Raw genomic sequence first — 13,235 nt, forward strand, 5'->3', positions numbered from 1 at the left:
CTCTATACGGGCCTCCATGCGGGCCCGGTGTGCACGGCCTGCCCGCGGAACCCCATCCTCCGCGCCCCCGGGGTACCGGTACTCCCCGGGGTCCCGGCGCCACAGAGGTCCCGGCCCTACACAGGGTCCCGCTCGACCGGGCAGCTCATGCAGCGCGGCCCGCCCCGGCCCCGGCCCAGCTCGCTCCCGGGGATGGTGATGACCTCGACGCCTCGCTTGCGGAGGAAGGTGTTGGTGGTGGCGTTCCGCTCGTAGGCGACCACCACGCCCGGCTCCACGGCGAGCACGTTGCAGCCGTCGTCCCACTGCTCCCGCTCCGCCGAGTGCACGTCCTGGGTGGCGGTGAGCACCCGGATGCCGTCCAGACCGAGCGCGGCGGCGATCGCCCGGTGCATGTGCTCCGGCGGATGGTCGGTGACCTTGAGCTCCCGCTCCCCGGAGCCCGGCTCGATGGTGTACGAGCGGAGCTCGCCCAGCCCCGCGTACTGGGTGAAGGTGTCCCCGTCGACCATCGTCATCACCGTGTCCAGGTGCATGAAGGCGCGCGCCTTGGGCATGTCGAGCGCCACGATGGTCGTGGCCGAGCCCGCCGCGAACAGACCGCGGGCCAGCATCTCCACCGCCTGCGGGGTGGTCCGCTCGCTCATGCCGATCAGCACCGCCCCGTTGCCGATGACGAGCACGTCGCCGCCCTCGATGGTCGACGGGTAGGCGCTCTGCCCCTCGGACCAGACATGGAAGGCGCCGGACTGGGTGAACAGCGGGTGGTGCCGGTAGATCGCCTCGAAGTGCATCGTCTCGCGCTGCCGCGCGGGCCAGCGCATCGCATTGATCGAGACACCGTCGTAGACCCAGGCCGAGGTGTCGCGGGTGAAGAGGTGGTTGGGGAGCGGGGCGAGAAGGAAGTCGTCCAGGTCCATGACGTGGAAGCGGACGGAGACCGGCTCGGCGTGCCGCTCCAGGAACTCCCGCTTCGTCATGCCGCCGACGAGCGCCTCCACCAGGTCGGGGATCGGCAGTTCGTCGAAGGCGGCCCGCAGGTGCTCGGTGGCGAGCGGGCCGTACTCCTTCTCCTGGAAGACCCGGTCCAGGATCATCCTGTGCGCCTCCGGGACCTCCAGGGTCTCGGCGAGCAGATCGCCGAAGAGGTGCACCTCGATGCCCAGATCCCGCAGCACGTCCGCGAAGCCGTCGTGCTCCTGCCGCGCCCTGCGCACCCACAACAGGTCGTCGAAGAGCAGCGCGTCCTTGTTGCTGGGAGTGAGCCGCTTCAGTTCCAGGTCGGGGCGGTGCAGGATGACGCGGCGGAGCCGCCCGGCCTCGGAATCCACATGGAACGCCATGGCTCCATCCTGGCCGAGACGGGCGGCCCGCGCGCCTGTCGAGCCCGATTTCACGGGCTCAAGGGCTGGACTTCACCGGCTCATGGCCGCATCTCGTAGGCGTCGGACAGCGCCTCGACCTGCGCCCAGACGCGAGCGGTGCGCTCGGTGTCGGTGACCGGGCGGCGGACCGCGCCGAGCGCCCACTGCTGCTGGGCGTCGGTCGCCGAGTCCTTGCCGTGCAGCTCGACGGCGTACGCCGAGAAGTCACGGACGAGGATGCCGAACAGCTCGTCCAGGACGTCGCGGTCCAGGCCGGTGAGCTCGGCCTGCTCCAGGATCAGCTGGCCGTGCACGACGAGCGCGAAGAGCTGGCCGATCGCGAGCAGCAGATCGAGGTCCTTGGCCTGCTCGGCGTCCGGCGCGGCGGTGGTGACCAGGGTGCACAGCGCGTCCGCCTGCTCCCGCAGCCGGGCCACGTTGGGCAGGTCCGCGTGGGCGTCGTAGGCGGTCCGCCAGTCGTGGAACTGGATGGAGCCCAGGCCGCGGGCCGCGCCCTGACGGAACAGGAAGGTGTCGTCGGCGTCGTCGCGCCGGGTCGGCACCGGGGCGTACTCGGCCGGGTTGAGGAGGTAGTTCCCCATGAACTTCAGGATCAGGGCCAGGTTGACGTGGACCGTGCCCTCCAGCTTGGGCAGGCCGCGGATCTCGGTGGCCGCCTGCGAGAAGTAGGTGTCCTTCTCGAAGCCCTTGGCCGCGATGACGTCCCAGAGCAGGTCGATGACCTTCTCACCCTCGGTGGTCACCTTCATCTTCGTCATCGGGTTGAAGAGGAGGTAACGGCGGTCCTCGGAACCGGCGCTGCGGAAGTAGTCCACGGCGCGGTCGCTGAACAGCTTCATGCCGACCAGGCGAGCGTAGGCGTCGGTCAGCTCACGGCGCACATGCGCGAAGTCGGTGACCCGGCGGCCGTAGAGGATCCGGTTGTGGGCGTGGGTGACGGCCTCGTACATCGCGTGCTCGCAGATGCCGACCGCGCCGGTGCAGAGGTTGAACTTGCCGACGTTGACGGTGTTCAGCGCGGCGTCGAACGCGGCACGGCCGGTGTGCAGCACGTCCTCGGCCCGCACCGGGTACCCCTCCAGCCGGAACTCGCTGACGTACTTCGAGGAGTCGACGACGTTCTTGACCAGGTGGTAGTCGGGGTGCCGGCTGTCGGCGGCGAAGAAGACGTAGCCCTCGGGGCCCTCGATGTCGGAGCGGCGGCCGAAGACCGAGACCAGCCCGGCCGCGTTGCCGTTGCCGATGTAGTACTTGGAGCCGGTCGCGTGGAACCCGCCCTCGGCGTCCGGGGTGAGCACCATGTCGGTGCTGTAGATGTCCGCGCCGTGCGCCTTCTCGGACAGGCCGAACGCGAACACCTCGCCCTGCTGGAGGAGCTCCGCGGCGCGGGCTCGGACCGCGGTGTTGTCGCTCTGCCAGACCGGCCCGAGGCCGAGGATGGTGACCTGCCAGGCGTACCAGTAGTCGAGGCCGTAGAAGCCGAATATCTCGTTGAGGGCGGCGATCCGCGAGGTGTCCCAGCGCTTGTCGCCGTTGTCGCCCGCCTCGGCGGACGGGGTCAGGAAGGTCGCGAACAGCCCTTCCTTCTCGGAGAACGCGAGGAAGTCCTCGAGCCAGGCCCGGGACCGGTAGTCCTCGATGAGCTGCCGCTTGCCCCGCCCCTCGAACCAGTCGACGGTGGCGCGGAGCAGCCGGCGCGTCTCGGGGTCGAAGTGGGCGGGGTCGTAGGTGCGCGGGTTGAACAGCAGCTGGTCCGCCATGGTGCGGGACACCTTCCTGGAAGAGGGTTCGGACGAAGAGAAGTCGGGTCAGTGCGGGTCGCCGAGGCGGCGCAGGGTGGCGAGGACGTCGTCGAGCCAGGCGAGGGTCATCCGCTCGTACTCGATGCCGCCGCGCAGCACCACGTGCTGGAGCTCCTGGCCGGTGTCGAGCGCGCCGGGATCCGGGAAGTCCCGCCGCTCCCCCGCGAGGTAGCGGTCGAGCCGGTCGGCGTGCGCCTTCCGGTGGCGCTCCACCTCGGCGATCAGCGCGGCCGGGTCGTCGAAGGCCGCGCCGCGGATCTTCACCGCCAGGTCGTGGCGGACGCTCTCGGGCTCGACGGGTTCGTGCAGCCAGTCCGAGAGCGCGGCCCGGCCCGGAGCGGCGACGGAGTAGGTCTTCTTGTCCGGGCGCCCCTCCTGGGGCACCTCGTGGACGTCGATCCAGCCGTCGCCCTCCATGCGCTTGAGGACGCGGTAGATCTGCTGGTGGGTCGCGGTCCAGAAGTGCCCGATGGACCGGTCGAACCGCCGGGCCAGCTCGTAGCCGGACCCCGGCTGCTCCAGCAGGGAGACGAGGATCGCGTGCTCGAGGGCCATGCCCCACACCCTGCTATGCAACTCGTTGCATAGACAAGGGGGCCTGGTCCGGATGAGACACGGCTCACTCCGGTGGTGGGGAGGGGGCTCGTCCCCGGTGTCGACGACCAGTCGGCGGGTGGGCGCCAGCAGGCCGGCTGCCGGCTCCGGGTGGGAGCGGCCGCGGTCGCCGGAGGAGGCACCTTCGGCGGCACTCTGCCGCTGTGCCTTCTGGTGCTGTCTGCCCCCGGCGCGCTCTGAACGCGCGGAAGTCCCGGAGCCCGTCACGGCCTCCGGGGCTTCGCCCATCAGAAGGGCACGCCCGCGCGCTTGGCGAGGCGGGTCAAGCGCGGGTTGCTCCGGCGGTGCAGCGAGGTCAGCACGCGCATCAGCTCTTGGGACGTCGGGTGCACCCGGGCCATCTCGGGCGAGACATCCCAGGCCGCTTCGAGCGATTCGAGCGCGGAGTCACGGTCGCCCAGCGCCAGATGTGACCGGCCAAGGTTCATGCGCAGAGGGCCGATCCGGGTCGCGGGAAGAGACGTGCCGCCCCGGAATAGGTCGTCGGCGGTGTCCAGCGCGGTGCGGTGCTGGTCCATGTCGGAGTACGTCGAGATGACATGCGTCGCGGTCTGGTCGGGCCCGAAGTGGATACCGTGCTCGTCGGCGTCAACGCCGTACTCCTCGACCGTACGCCACGCGGCCTCGATGTGCTGGCGCGCGGTGGCCTTGTCCTTGATCCGACCGGCCAGCGTCAGCCCGCGCAGGTGCAGGATGCCCAAGCCGAACGCGCGGTCGCGGCCGTTCAAGATGGTCTCGGCCTCGACGATCGCGCGGTCCACGATGGCCAACCCCCCGGCGAAATCACCGGAGTTGAGGAAGGCCCCGGCCTCGTCCCGGGCGGCCACCGTGACGGCAATCGGGTTCGCGCGTTCGGCGGCCAACCGCTGCTTCATGACCGCCAGTTCGGCGAGGTGCATCCACCGGTGTCGGGCGGCCAGCCAGTACACGACCGAGTACGTGTCGGCGACGCGTGTCCAAGCGTCCGGCGACTGGGTGGCGTGGGCGAAGTCGGTTGTACGGGCCAGCACGCCCGGGGTCTTCTGCAACACGGCCGACAGCTCGGTCCGGTAACGGTGCTCGTTCAGCTCGGCCAGCTCGCGCGGCAGATCCTCGGGGTGGGGCGGAGGGCCGTCGGGGATGTCGAACCGTCGGATGGCGTAGTTGAGGGCGGTAAGGCTGTTCTCGTCGGCACCCTCGACCGGGGCAGTACCGAGCAGCTCGTCGAGCGTCATCCGCATGGCTCGTGCCAGGTCGGCGGCAGTGCCCTGCGTCAGCGCGCGGTCGCCCACCTCGATCTTGCTGAGCAGTGAGACAGAGATGCTGGCCCGGCGGGCGAGGGCAACCTGACTCAGGCCGCGCGCCTTGCGGCAGACGGCCACGTTCGCACCGGGTCCGGGAATCTTGGTCGCGCTCATACGTTTGCGCCTTCCCCGCTCAACTTCCGTTACGGCCCATCGTCCCACCGCGGCCACTCCTGCGCCCTGGTGCTGTGCAAGCGGTGTGCAAGTTCATCTTGCACGGCGGCAGTTCTCTTGGGTGACACACGTATGCCCAGGTGGGACGAGGGATCATGGCACAGACATACGAGAAGCCACCGACGACGCTCAGCCACGGCGACCTGCCCTATCCGCTGGGGAGGCTCGTTGAGGACACGCTCTCGAAGCGCACTGGCGAACTTCACGGCGTGATCGAGGAGCGCACCAAGGAAGGCAGCAAGCTCATCAGCCGTACGGCGTTTCTGCGGCCGGAGGGCGGTGGCATGGAATGGGACGTCCCTTTGAAGCACATCCGCCCCGTCGAGAACCCTTAAGCATCCCTACGAAGCGCGCAGCCCTCATCACCTCGGGCGACGTGATCGGCTACGAGGGGCATTGGCGCACGGTCAAGAAGGCGACCACGGCGCTCGGTCCGATGGGCGGGTTAGCCGTGGTGGTCACCTGGGAGGAAGGTGGTTCGGCGCGCTTCCCCGCCGGGGACGAACTCCTCTTAGGTGAGCCGGATTCCGCCTGACCAGCACCTGATCCCCACCCCAATTCGACCGGGGTGGGGATCAGTTGTGTTGCCCGAGTATGGTCGGTCGAGTTCTCCTCCCACCACGCATGGTGTCCGGGGCGGTGCGCCTGCGGTCCGGGGCCCCTATCTCTTTCGTCCAGCGCCGGGTTGCGGTGCCCTGTGTGACGTCGTGAGTCGTGGGCCACCGCGTGGAGCAGGGAGAAAACCGGCGGGGGCTGTCTGTGAGAGGTGTGAGGCGCCGGGAAAACCGATTGACCGGCGGCTTACTGTTTCCGCATGACGACTACGCTCCGGTTGGCAACGGTCACTGCCGCCAATGTCGACGTTGCCATCGGCCTGAAGGTGCGCCCCGACCAAGAGCACTTGGTCGCACCGGTCGTGAAATCTCTCGCTGAGGCCTATGTGCACCCGGACGTGGCTTGGCCCCGTCTCATCTTCGACGGTGACCGGCCCGTTGGCTTCCTCATGGCCTTCCTCGACATCGACTTCGCGGGCGACGGCACAGGCGCCGACATCCGCTCGGGGTTGTGGCGGCTCAATATCGCAGCCGGCGAGCAGGGCCGCGGTTATGGCCGCTTCGCGGTCGAGTCCGTGGCCGCTGAAATCCGCCGCCGCGGCGGCACCCGCCTGACCGCGACCTGGCACCCGGGTGAGGACGGCCCCGAGGGTTTCTACTTGGGACTGGGGTTCCGGCCGACGGGGGAGACGAGCGGGGACCAGACGGTCGGGGAGTTGGAGTTGGGCTGAGGCCTGTCCGGCACATCCGGTGACCGCCCCCGGGTCCCGATTCGTTGGAATGATCATGGGGCGGGGAGATCGCTCAAGAACTCCCGGGCGGTGGCCACGAGGTAAGACAAGCGCGCCTGCATTGTCCATGGCACATCACCGTAGCCTCGATCCGTCTCCGGCTTCGTTCCTGATCTGCGCAGCCGGATCAAGCAGCCTCGATGCCGGCTGGGCTTCCAAGCGACGGGCAACCGGAACGCCTTGGTGTGACTCGGCTGCCCGACGACGGGGGCGGCCGAGGCCCGGGGCGCGCCTGGCGAGGCGACCGCGATCAGGCTCGTTGACGATGCCGTACGAAGGCGGCGGCAATCGTCATCGCCAAGGTGGTGTTGGCGGCGGTCCAGAACACGAGCTTGGCGTTCGGCCCATTGACCGTCCGCAACTCCCCGTCCGCGTGGCGGCAGAACGAGTCGGGCGGGAAGTACTGCGAGACAGGAGTGGTACGCGTGCCGTAGCAGGGTGATGTATCCGGAAAGAGGGACGGCTTCGCGCGCTGCGAGAGGACCCAGCCGACGCACACCGTCAGCCACCCGGCCAGCAAGAACACGACCAGCATCCAGCGGGCGACCCGCGCTCGCCGCCCCAGCAGCCAGACCAGGGAAGTCGGCACGACGAAGACGACGAACACAGCGAACAGCAAGATCATGGCCTTCATGAGGGTATGACCCTACTGCTCCGAGGTCCGCCGGACAGGCGCTGGTGGATCCGCTGGACGTTGCGGTCCGCATGCACCGCGTGCGCGGAGTTCCCCCGCGGCGTCCCCTTCCGACGCGGGCAGGGCCAGTGTCCCCTCCCCTCATGCGAGCAGGTCCGGTGTCCTCCCCGTCGAGCTGCGGGCGGGGCGGCCGGCCGTGCCGAGCGGGGCGCCGGCCGCGGTGGCTCTCACCGCACGGCGTCCAGCCGGCGGGCGACGGCGGCGATCCGGTCCGGCCCCACCCGGCAGCACCCGCCGATCAGCCGGGCACCCGCCGACTGCCACTCCACGGCCCTGGCCGGGTCGAACGTGACACCGCCCCGCCAGCCGCGCCACTCCGCGTCCCAGGTCTCGCCACTATTCGGGTAGACGACGACCGGCTTCCCGCTCACCTCCGCCGCGAGGCCCACGGCGCGGTCCGCGTCGGCCGGATCGCAGCAGTTGACCCCGACGGCCAGCACCTGGCCCGCATCGGCGGCCAGCGCCAGGGCCCGGTCCAGCGGCTGCCCGGCGCGGGTGGCGTCACCGGCCGCGGTGTACGACAGCCAGACCGGCACTCCGGTCCCCTCGGCCGCCCGGAGCAGGGCCTCGGCCTCATCGATGTCGGGCACGGTCTCCAGGGCGAGCACATCCGGCCCGGCGGCACAGAGCGCCTCGATCCGCGGCCGGTGGAAGCGCTCCAGCTCACGGACGCTCAGCCCGTACCGACCGCGGTACTCACTGCCGTCCGCGAGCATCGCGCCGTACGGCCCCACGGAGGCCGCTACCCACACGTCCGCCCTGTCCCCCGCCGCACGACGGGCCAGTTCGACGCTGCGCCGCAGCAGCGCCGTGGTCTGCGCGCGGCCGATGCCCCGCCGGGCGAACCCCTCGTACGTCGCCTGGTAGCTCGCGGTGATGAGCATCCGCGCGCCCGCCCGTACGTACGCGGCGTGGGCGGCCTCGATCTGCTCGGGCGCATCCGCGAGCAGCCGCGCCGACCAGAGCGCGTCCGACAGATCGCACCCTTGGTCCGCGAGCTGGTTCGACAGACCGCCGTCGAGCACCACGGTCCTCCGGGCCAGGGCCGCGGCCACGCTCCCGTCGCCGGTCTTGCCTCCGCCCTCAGGCGCGGGCGCGGGTCCGGGTCCAGGGACGGGTCCGGGGACGGGTCCGAATCCCTCCCCGGGTCCGTCGGAAGCGGACATCACGACAGCTCCTCCTACGACTCCCACGGCTGCCGACGGCGGCTGGCACCGCGCGCCACAGCCGTCCGGTTCCTGCGCCCCCGTGGCTCGGGCTGCTACGACCCACAGCTCGGGCAGCTAGAGCTCCTTCAGTCCAGACTGCCACCGGTTTCGAGGCCCGGCACAGATCGCGCCCGTCAAGGAGCCGAACGCGCCAGGGACTCAGGCCCCCAACGGCGACATGCCATGGGCAGTAGACAGCGGAGTGGGGTGGGGTTCTGGGGTTGTGGTCAGCAGAGATGTGCGGTTCTGAGGTTGTGGGCAGCGGCTCAGTCGAGCTGGGACTGCACTGCGGAGGCGATGAGTTCCAGGTGGTCGAGGTCGTGCAGATCCAGCAGCTGCAGGTAGATCCGGGAGGAGCCGGTCTCGCCGTAGCGGCCGATCTTCTCCACGACCTCGGCAGGGGATCCCGCGAGACCGTTCTCCTTGAGCTCGTTCACCTCCCGTCCGATGGCGGCTGCCCGTCGTGCGACGTCGGCGTCGTTCCGGCCGACGCACACCACCAGCGCGTTCGAGTACACCAGGTCGTCCCCCTTGCGGCCCGCCTCCTCCGCCGCTGCCCGCACCCGGCCGAACTGTCGCTCGGTGTCCGCGACGGAGGCAAAGGGGATGTTGAACTCGTCGGCGTAGCGGGCGGCCAGCCGCGGCGTGCGGGTCGCGCCGTGTCCGCCGATCAGTACCGGGACCTTCGCTTGGGCGGGCTTCGGCAGTGCCGGGGAGCCCTCGATCCGGTAGTGCTTCCCGTCGTAGTCGAACCGGCTGCCCACCTCCGTCCGCCAGAGACCGGTGACGATCGCCAACTGCTCCTCCAGCCGGGCGAACTTCTCCTTGGGGAAGGGGATGCCGTACGCCCGGTGCTCGGCCTCGAACCAGCCGGCCCCGAGACCCAGCTCGACCCGTCCGCCGGACATCCGGTCCACCTGAGCCACCTGGACGGCCAGCACCCCGGGCAGCCGGAAGGTGGCCGCGGTCATCAGAGTGCCCAGTCGGATCCGCCGGGTCTCCCGCGCCAGTCCCGCCAGGGTGATCCAGGCATCGGTGGGCCCGGGGAGACCGTCGGCGTCGCCCATATGGAGGTAGTGATCCGACCGGAAGAAAGCGTCGAATCCGAGATCCTCCGTGGCCTTGGCGACGGTGAGCAAGGTGTCGTAGCTCGCGCCCTGCTGGGGCTCGGTGAAGATGCGAAGGTCCATGCACCCATCGTGCCTGTTCCGCCCTGCCCGTTCCTCACCTCCGTGGCGCCACCCCGTCCTTCCGTGGCGCCGGCCCTCGCCGGACGGCTCGGCCGGCTCATGACGGCTCCGCCGCCGGGTCCGCCTGCCAGCGCTCGCGTTCCGTCAGCTGCCGCAGCAGCCCGTGTACGCGGTCGCCCGCCTCGTCGGTGGCGTCTATCGCCTCAATGCACTGCCAGTAGAGCGCCTCCTCGTCCGCCGAGCAGGCCACACCCACAAGCTCTATGCCCACTTCCCCGAGCAGCGCGCCCAGCGCCAGGAGCACGCTCCGCGGGTCTTTCAGGCCCGACAGCTGCGCCGCCCGCACACCGCCCTCCCGCTGCCCGGGAAGCCTGAGCACACCGCACGCTCTGCCGCCGGATTCACTCAGGCCGTGAGCCCTGGACCTGAGCTCCGGCGGCCCGTGGAGCGCCAGATGACTTCCCACGGCCTGCGCCAGCGCCTGCGCCTGCCATGCCTCGGCAACAATCTCCTCGGCCGCCCGCGACTGCGCCAGGGCATGCCGGGTGGCACCGATCAACCGAACCGCGTCCATCCGCCCGTCCCCTTCGCCCCGTGCCCCGCTTCGCACGGCCATCGGCCGAACGTCACCTCGCCACTACCCAGAGTGATACCGAACGGGCCGAAAAGCCAGGGGGATTCCGAAATTTGTGGACAACTGTTCCCGTGTTGATATCCCCGCCACTCCGAAGAGTGACGATCAGGCTCCCTCACCGGACGGCGAGGACGGCGCGGACGGCGCAGTCGGCCCGGATGACGCGGACGGCCCGGACGGCGCCGGGAAGCGGTGCTCGTTCCGGTCGATCTTCGCGGCGAGCGCCGTGAGGGCGTCGATCCCGAGCACCTCACAGAACTGGAGCAGGTACGCGAGCACGTCGGCGACCTCGTCGGTCACCCGGTGGGCCGACTCCGGCTCCTCCATCACCCGGGCCGACTCCTCCGGCGTGAGCCACTGGAAGATCTCCACCAGCTCCGACGCCTCGACACTCAGCGCCGCCGACAGGTTCTTCGGTGTGTGGAACGGCTGCCAGTCGCGCGCCGCCGCGAAGTCGGCGAGCCGCCGCTGCAGTGCCAGGAGGGTGAGCCCGCCACCTGAGCCGGGCGCCCCCTCGGCCGGCCCCGGGGAGCCCGCGGCGGACGCGGCCGAGCCGGCCGGACCGTCGACTCCGGGGCCCGTCCCGGAACGGGAGCCGGAATCCATGCCGGAGCCGGAATCGGAGCCGGTGTCAGTGCCGGATCCGGAACCGGAGCCGGAGCCGGGAAAGGCACCGGAACCGGAGTGGGGAACGGACTTGGAGCCGGTTCCGCAGTCGGGTCCGGGTCCGGAGTCGGGGTCGGATGTCTGGTTCACACCCCCAGGTCTACCACCGACACCCCGGCCACCCCCTCGGCGGGCGCCCGGTCCTGCACCGCCCCCACCAGCCGTACATGGCCGCGCTCCCCCATCCGGACCGCCAGCGACAGCAGTTCGCGCACCTGCCGCCGGTCGAGACAGCGGTCGAAGCCGTCCGCGAGCACCGTCATCGCCTGCAGGGCGGGCAGGACCTCGGCCACCGGTTCCATGTCCAGCACCCCGGGCCCCGTCAACAGCACCAAGGCCAGGGCGAGATAGCGCAATTCGCCGTCGCCGAGCCGCCCGACCGGCGTGATGCCGAGCGCTCCCCGGTCGAGGACGGCCCGGACCGTGCCGTCGGTGAGCTCCTGGGCCGCCAGATCCTCCACCGCTCCCGCGCAGCCCGCCCGGCTCGCCGCGATCAGTGCGGCGTGCCGGGTGCCGCACTCCTCGCGGGTCCGCAGCAGCACCTCGGCCAGGTTGCCGCAGCCGCCGTGCAGCCGCCCCGCCCCGAGGGGGACGGGCACGCGCATCCGCTCCGGCCGCGGGTCACAGGCGAAGACCGAGCGCAGCGCCACCACGACCTGTTCGGCGGCGGCCAGCACCAGCCGCTGTCCCACCGTCTTCCCCGCCACCCGTAACGGCAGCAGCGCGGTGGCCAGCCGGTCGTCCGGCAGCGGCGCCCGGGTCACCGGCACCGAACCGGCCGTGTGCCAGGCCGCCTGGACGGTACGGCGAGCGGGATCGCGGAGCGCCGTGGAGAGCAGGATCTGCCCGCCGCTGGTCAGCCGCTCACCGACCACCCGCAGCTCCGGCTCGGCCTGGACGGCGACGTCGAGCCGTACCGATCCGACCGGCCCGTCGACCGTGCAGCCGATCCGGAATCCGCGCCGACCCTGCGGGTCCGGCCGGGCGCGCTCGGGCACACAGCCCGAGGCGTCCGGGAACGCCGTCCCGACCCGCTCGCCGCCGCCCAGCCGGGCCAGTGCCGTGTACGCCTGCAGGGCACTGGTCTTGCCGCTGCCGCTCGGCCCGGCGAAGACGGTGAACGGGCTCAGCGGGAGGACGGCCCGGCGGTGGGACTTGAAGGAGGAGAGCCGCAGTTCGGACAGGGCCGGGCGGTCGTCGGCCCCGACGGGGGCACGGGTGGGATCCATGACGGGACGGTATGCAGCGGCCGTTCCGGCGAACCGTTCCGCCGGGACGGCCTTCCTACGATCGAGTTAACCGATGAGTCGCCGGTCAGTCCAGCGCCGCGGCCTCCCCGAGCCGCGGCTGCTCCACCTCGGTCCCGGCCGGGGTGAGCAGGAAGACATTGGTGTCGACCCGGTGCATCTTGGCGTTGAGGCCGAAGGCCACTCCGCTCGCGAAGTCGAGGATGCGCTTGGCGACATCGGGCTCCGTGCCGGACAGGTCGAGGAGGATCGGGGTGCTCCTCATGAGGTACTCCGCCACCTCGCGGGCGTCGGCGAAGATCTGTACCCGGATCACCACGAAGCGGCGCGGGTCCCGGCCGCCGCGGTCGGCGGGAAGGGTGCGGTGTCCCGGCCAGGTCGGCCAGGCGTCGCTGCCGCGCAGCGGAACGACTTCGGCGAGCCCCTCCCACTGCGCATCGGTGACGTCACGCCGGTTCACCGGACCTCCCCGTGGGTGAGCTGGCTGGATATCGGCATCCTGCCAGCCTAATGACCGTCGCACCGGGATCGGGCGGAGCGACACATGCCGCGCGCCATCGGTGTGACGAGGACCATTCCGGTGGACGGTGACTCATCGGCCACGTCGTCGCGTTCAGGATGGGCCCGGCCACGACGGAATGTTCTGACGAAGCGCCAATTGAACACCATGGGAACACCGTTCGTGCCCCGGGGCCACGAATCCGGCCTTGGTCCGGAGTGCCCGGAGTGCTCCGGAGTGCTCGGGAGTGCTCCGGAGTGGCCCGGCCGTGCCGCGCGGGCGCGCCCCGTGCGAGGCGGGCGCGGTCCCGGCGCCGACGGTACGCATCGGCCGGAGGGCGGGCTCCGCGTCCCCCGGGGAGCGAGAACGGGCCCGCCGCACCACCGGGAGTGGTGGGGGGGGGGCCCCCCCGGCGGGCCCGGGGAGGCCGCCCCCGGGACGTCGGACCCCAAAAGCCCCCGGCGGGTCAGGGCGCGGAGCGACGGCCGCCCCC

At 71.0% G+C, this 13,235-nt stretch carries 14 protein-coding genes; 3 read left to right on the forward strand and 11 right to left on the reverse strand.

What is annotated here, in order from left to right:
• Positions 1-116 precede the first annotated feature (116 nt).
• From ABT112_RS26215 to ABT112_RS26230, 4 genes are all read right to left on the reverse strand, one after another.
• The gene (locus ABT112_RS26215) at positions 117-1,343 is read right to left on the reverse strand and encodes an arginine deiminase (RefSeq protein WP_351513566.1); all 1,227 of its coding nucleotides are present in this window, start codon (positions 1,341-1,343) and stop codon (positions 117-119) included.
• Positions 1,344-1,423: 80 nt separating this feature from the next.
• A complete protein-coding gene (locus ABT112_RS26220; RefSeq protein WP_351513567.1) occupies positions 1,424-3,145 on the reverse strand; it encodes an acyl-CoA dehydrogenase family protein in 1,722 nt (573 codons plus the stop codon).
• A gap of 48 nt (positions 3,146-3,193) precedes the next feature.
• Positions 3,194-3,742 carry a PadR family transcriptional regulator gene (locus ABT112_RS26225; protein WP_351513569.1) on the reverse strand — a complete coding sequence of 183 codons (549 nt, stop codon included), beginning with the start codon at positions 3,740-3,742 and terminating at the stop codon, positions 3,194-3,196.
• A 287-nt stretch (positions 3,743-4,029) separates the two neighbouring features.
• Positions 4,030-5,199, reverse strand: coding sequence for a helix-turn-helix domain-containing protein (locus ABT112_RS26230; RefSeq protein WP_351513571.1), 1,170 nt, complete (start codon positions 5,197-5,199; stop codon positions 4,030-4,032).
• Between the two features lie 155 nt (positions 5,200-5,354).
• Here ABT112_RS26230 and ABT112_RS26235 point away from each other — a divergent pair, with 155 nt between their 5' ends.
• The 3 genes from ABT112_RS26235 to ABT112_RS26245 all read left to right on the forward strand — a co-directional run bounded on the left by ABT112_RS26235 (position 5,355) and on the right by ABT112_RS26245 (position 6,544).
• Positions 5,355-5,594 carry a hypothetical protein gene (locus ABT112_RS26235; RefSeq protein ID WP_351513573.1) on the forward strand — a complete coding sequence of 80 codons (240 nt, stop codon included), beginning with the start codon at positions 5,355-5,357 and terminating at the stop codon, positions 5,592-5,594.
• Positions 5,595-5,635: 41 nt separating this feature from the next.
• On the forward strand, positions 5,636-5,794 hold the full coding sequence (locus ABT112_RS26240) for a hypothetical protein (RefSeq protein ID WP_351513574.1): 159 nt from the start codon (positions 5,636-5,638) through the stop codon (positions 5,792-5,794).
• A gap of 279 nt (positions 5,795-6,073) precedes the next feature.
• Entirely contained in the window at positions 6,074-6,544 is a 471-nt protein-coding gene (locus ABT112_RS26245) for a GNAT family N-acetyltransferase (protein WP_351513576.1), read from the forward strand.
• Between the two features lie 310 nt (positions 6,545-6,854).
• On the opposite strand, the gene ABT112_RS26250 is transcribed toward ABT112_RS26245, so the two are convergent.
• From ABT112_RS26250 to ABT112_RS26280, 7 genes are all read right to left on the reverse strand, one after another.
• Complete coding sequence (locus ABT112_RS26250) at positions 6,855-7,238, reverse strand: hypothetical protein (RefSeq protein WP_351513578.1); 384 nt, start codon at positions 7,236-7,238, stop codon at positions 6,855-6,857.
• Positions 7,239-7,465: 227 nt separating this feature from the next.
• Positions 7,466-8,464, reverse strand: coding sequence for a homocysteine S-methyltransferase (mmuM, locus tag ABT112_RS26255; RefSeq protein WP_502975446.1), 999 nt, complete (start codon positions 8,462-8,464; stop codon positions 7,466-7,468).
• 308 nt (positions 8,465-8,772) lie between these two features.
• Positions 8,773-9,696 (reverse strand): LLM class F420-dependent oxidoreductase, encoded by a 924-nt coding sequence (locus tag ABT112_RS26260; protein ID WP_351513582.1) that lies wholly within the window; start codon positions 9,694-9,696, stop codon positions 8,773-8,775.
• Between the two features lie 97 nt (positions 9,697-9,793).
• On the reverse strand, positions 9,794-10,270 hold the full coding sequence (locus ABT112_RS26265) for a DUF6099 family protein (protein ID WP_351513594.1): 477 nt from the start codon (positions 10,268-10,270) through the stop codon (positions 9,794-9,796).
• Positions 10,271-10,435: 165 nt separating this feature from the next.
• On the reverse strand, positions 10,436-10,810 hold the full coding sequence (locus ABT112_RS26270; protein ID WP_351513596.1) for a nucleotide pyrophosphohydrolase: 375 nt from the start codon (positions 10,808-10,810) through the stop codon (positions 10,436-10,438).
• A gap of 272 nt (positions 10,811-11,082) precedes the next feature.
• Positions 11,083-12,225: an AAA family ATPase gene (locus tag ABT112_RS26275; protein WP_351513584.1), complete on the reverse strand. Its 1,143-nt coding sequence runs from the start codon at positions 12,223-12,225 to the stop codon at positions 11,083-11,085.
• Between the two features lie 85 nt (positions 12,226-12,310).
• Positions 12,311-12,703, reverse strand: coding sequence for a cell division protein SepF (locus ABT112_RS26280; RefSeq protein WP_351513585.1), 393 nt, complete (start codon positions 12,701-12,703; stop codon positions 12,311-12,313).
• Positions 12,704-13,235: the final 532 nt, after the last annotated feature.

The organism is Streptomyces sp. NPDC002055, assembly GCF_040296705.1.
Classification (GTDB): Bacteria; Actinomycetota; Actinomycetes; order Streptomycetales; family Streptomycetaceae; genus Streptomyces.

What these genes read in the sequence shown, in the direction of transcription:
- ABT112_RS26230 (WP_351513571.1), bottom strand. Translation starts at nt 5,199, where the DNA reads ATGAGCGCGACCAAGATTCCCGGACCCGGTGCGAACGTGGCCGTCTGC.
- mmuM (WP_502975446.1), bottom strand. Translation starts at nt 8,464, where the DNA reads ATGTCCGCTTCCGACGGACCCGGGGAGGGATTCGGACCCGTCCCCGGA.
- ABT112_RS26275 (WP_351513584.1), bottom strand. Translation starts at nt 12,225, where the DNA reads ATGGATCCCACCCGTGCCCCCGTCGGGGCCGACGACCGCCCGGCCCTG.
- ABT112_RS26265 (WP_351513594.1), bottom strand. Translation starts at nt 10,270, where the DNA reads ATGGACGCGGTTCGGTTGATCGGTGCCACCCGGCATGCCCTGGCGCAG.
- ABT112_RS26250 (WP_351513578.1), bottom strand. Translation starts at nt 7,238, where the DNA reads ATGAAGGCCATGATCTTGCTGTTCGCTGTGTTCGTCGTCTTCGTCGTG.
- ABT112_RS26235 (WP_351513573.1), top strand. Translation starts at nt 5,355, where the DNA reads ATGGCACAGACATACGAGAAGCCACCGACGACGCTCAGCCACGGCGAC.
- ABT112_RS26245 (WP_351513576.1), top strand. Translation starts at nt 6,074, where the DNA reads ATGACGACTACGCTCCGGTTGGCAACGGTCACTGCCGCCAATGTCGAC.
- ABT112_RS26220 (WP_351513567.1), bottom strand. Translation starts at nt 3,145, where the DNA reads ATGGCGGACCAGCTGCTGTTCAACCCGCGCACCTACGACCCCGCCCAC.
- ABT112_RS26260 (WP_351513582.1), bottom strand. Translation starts at nt 9,696, where the DNA reads ATGGACCTTCGCATCTTCACCGAGCCCCAGCAGGGCGCGAGCTACGAC.
- ABT112_RS26225 (WP_351513569.1), bottom strand. Translation starts at nt 3,742, where the DNA reads ATGGCCCTCGAGCACGCGATCCTCGTCTCCCTGCTGGAGCAGCCGGGG.
- ABT112_RS26215 (WP_351513566.1), bottom strand. Translation starts at nt 1,343, where the DNA reads ATGGCGTTCCATGTGGATTCCGAGGCCGGGCGGCTCCGCCGCGTCATC.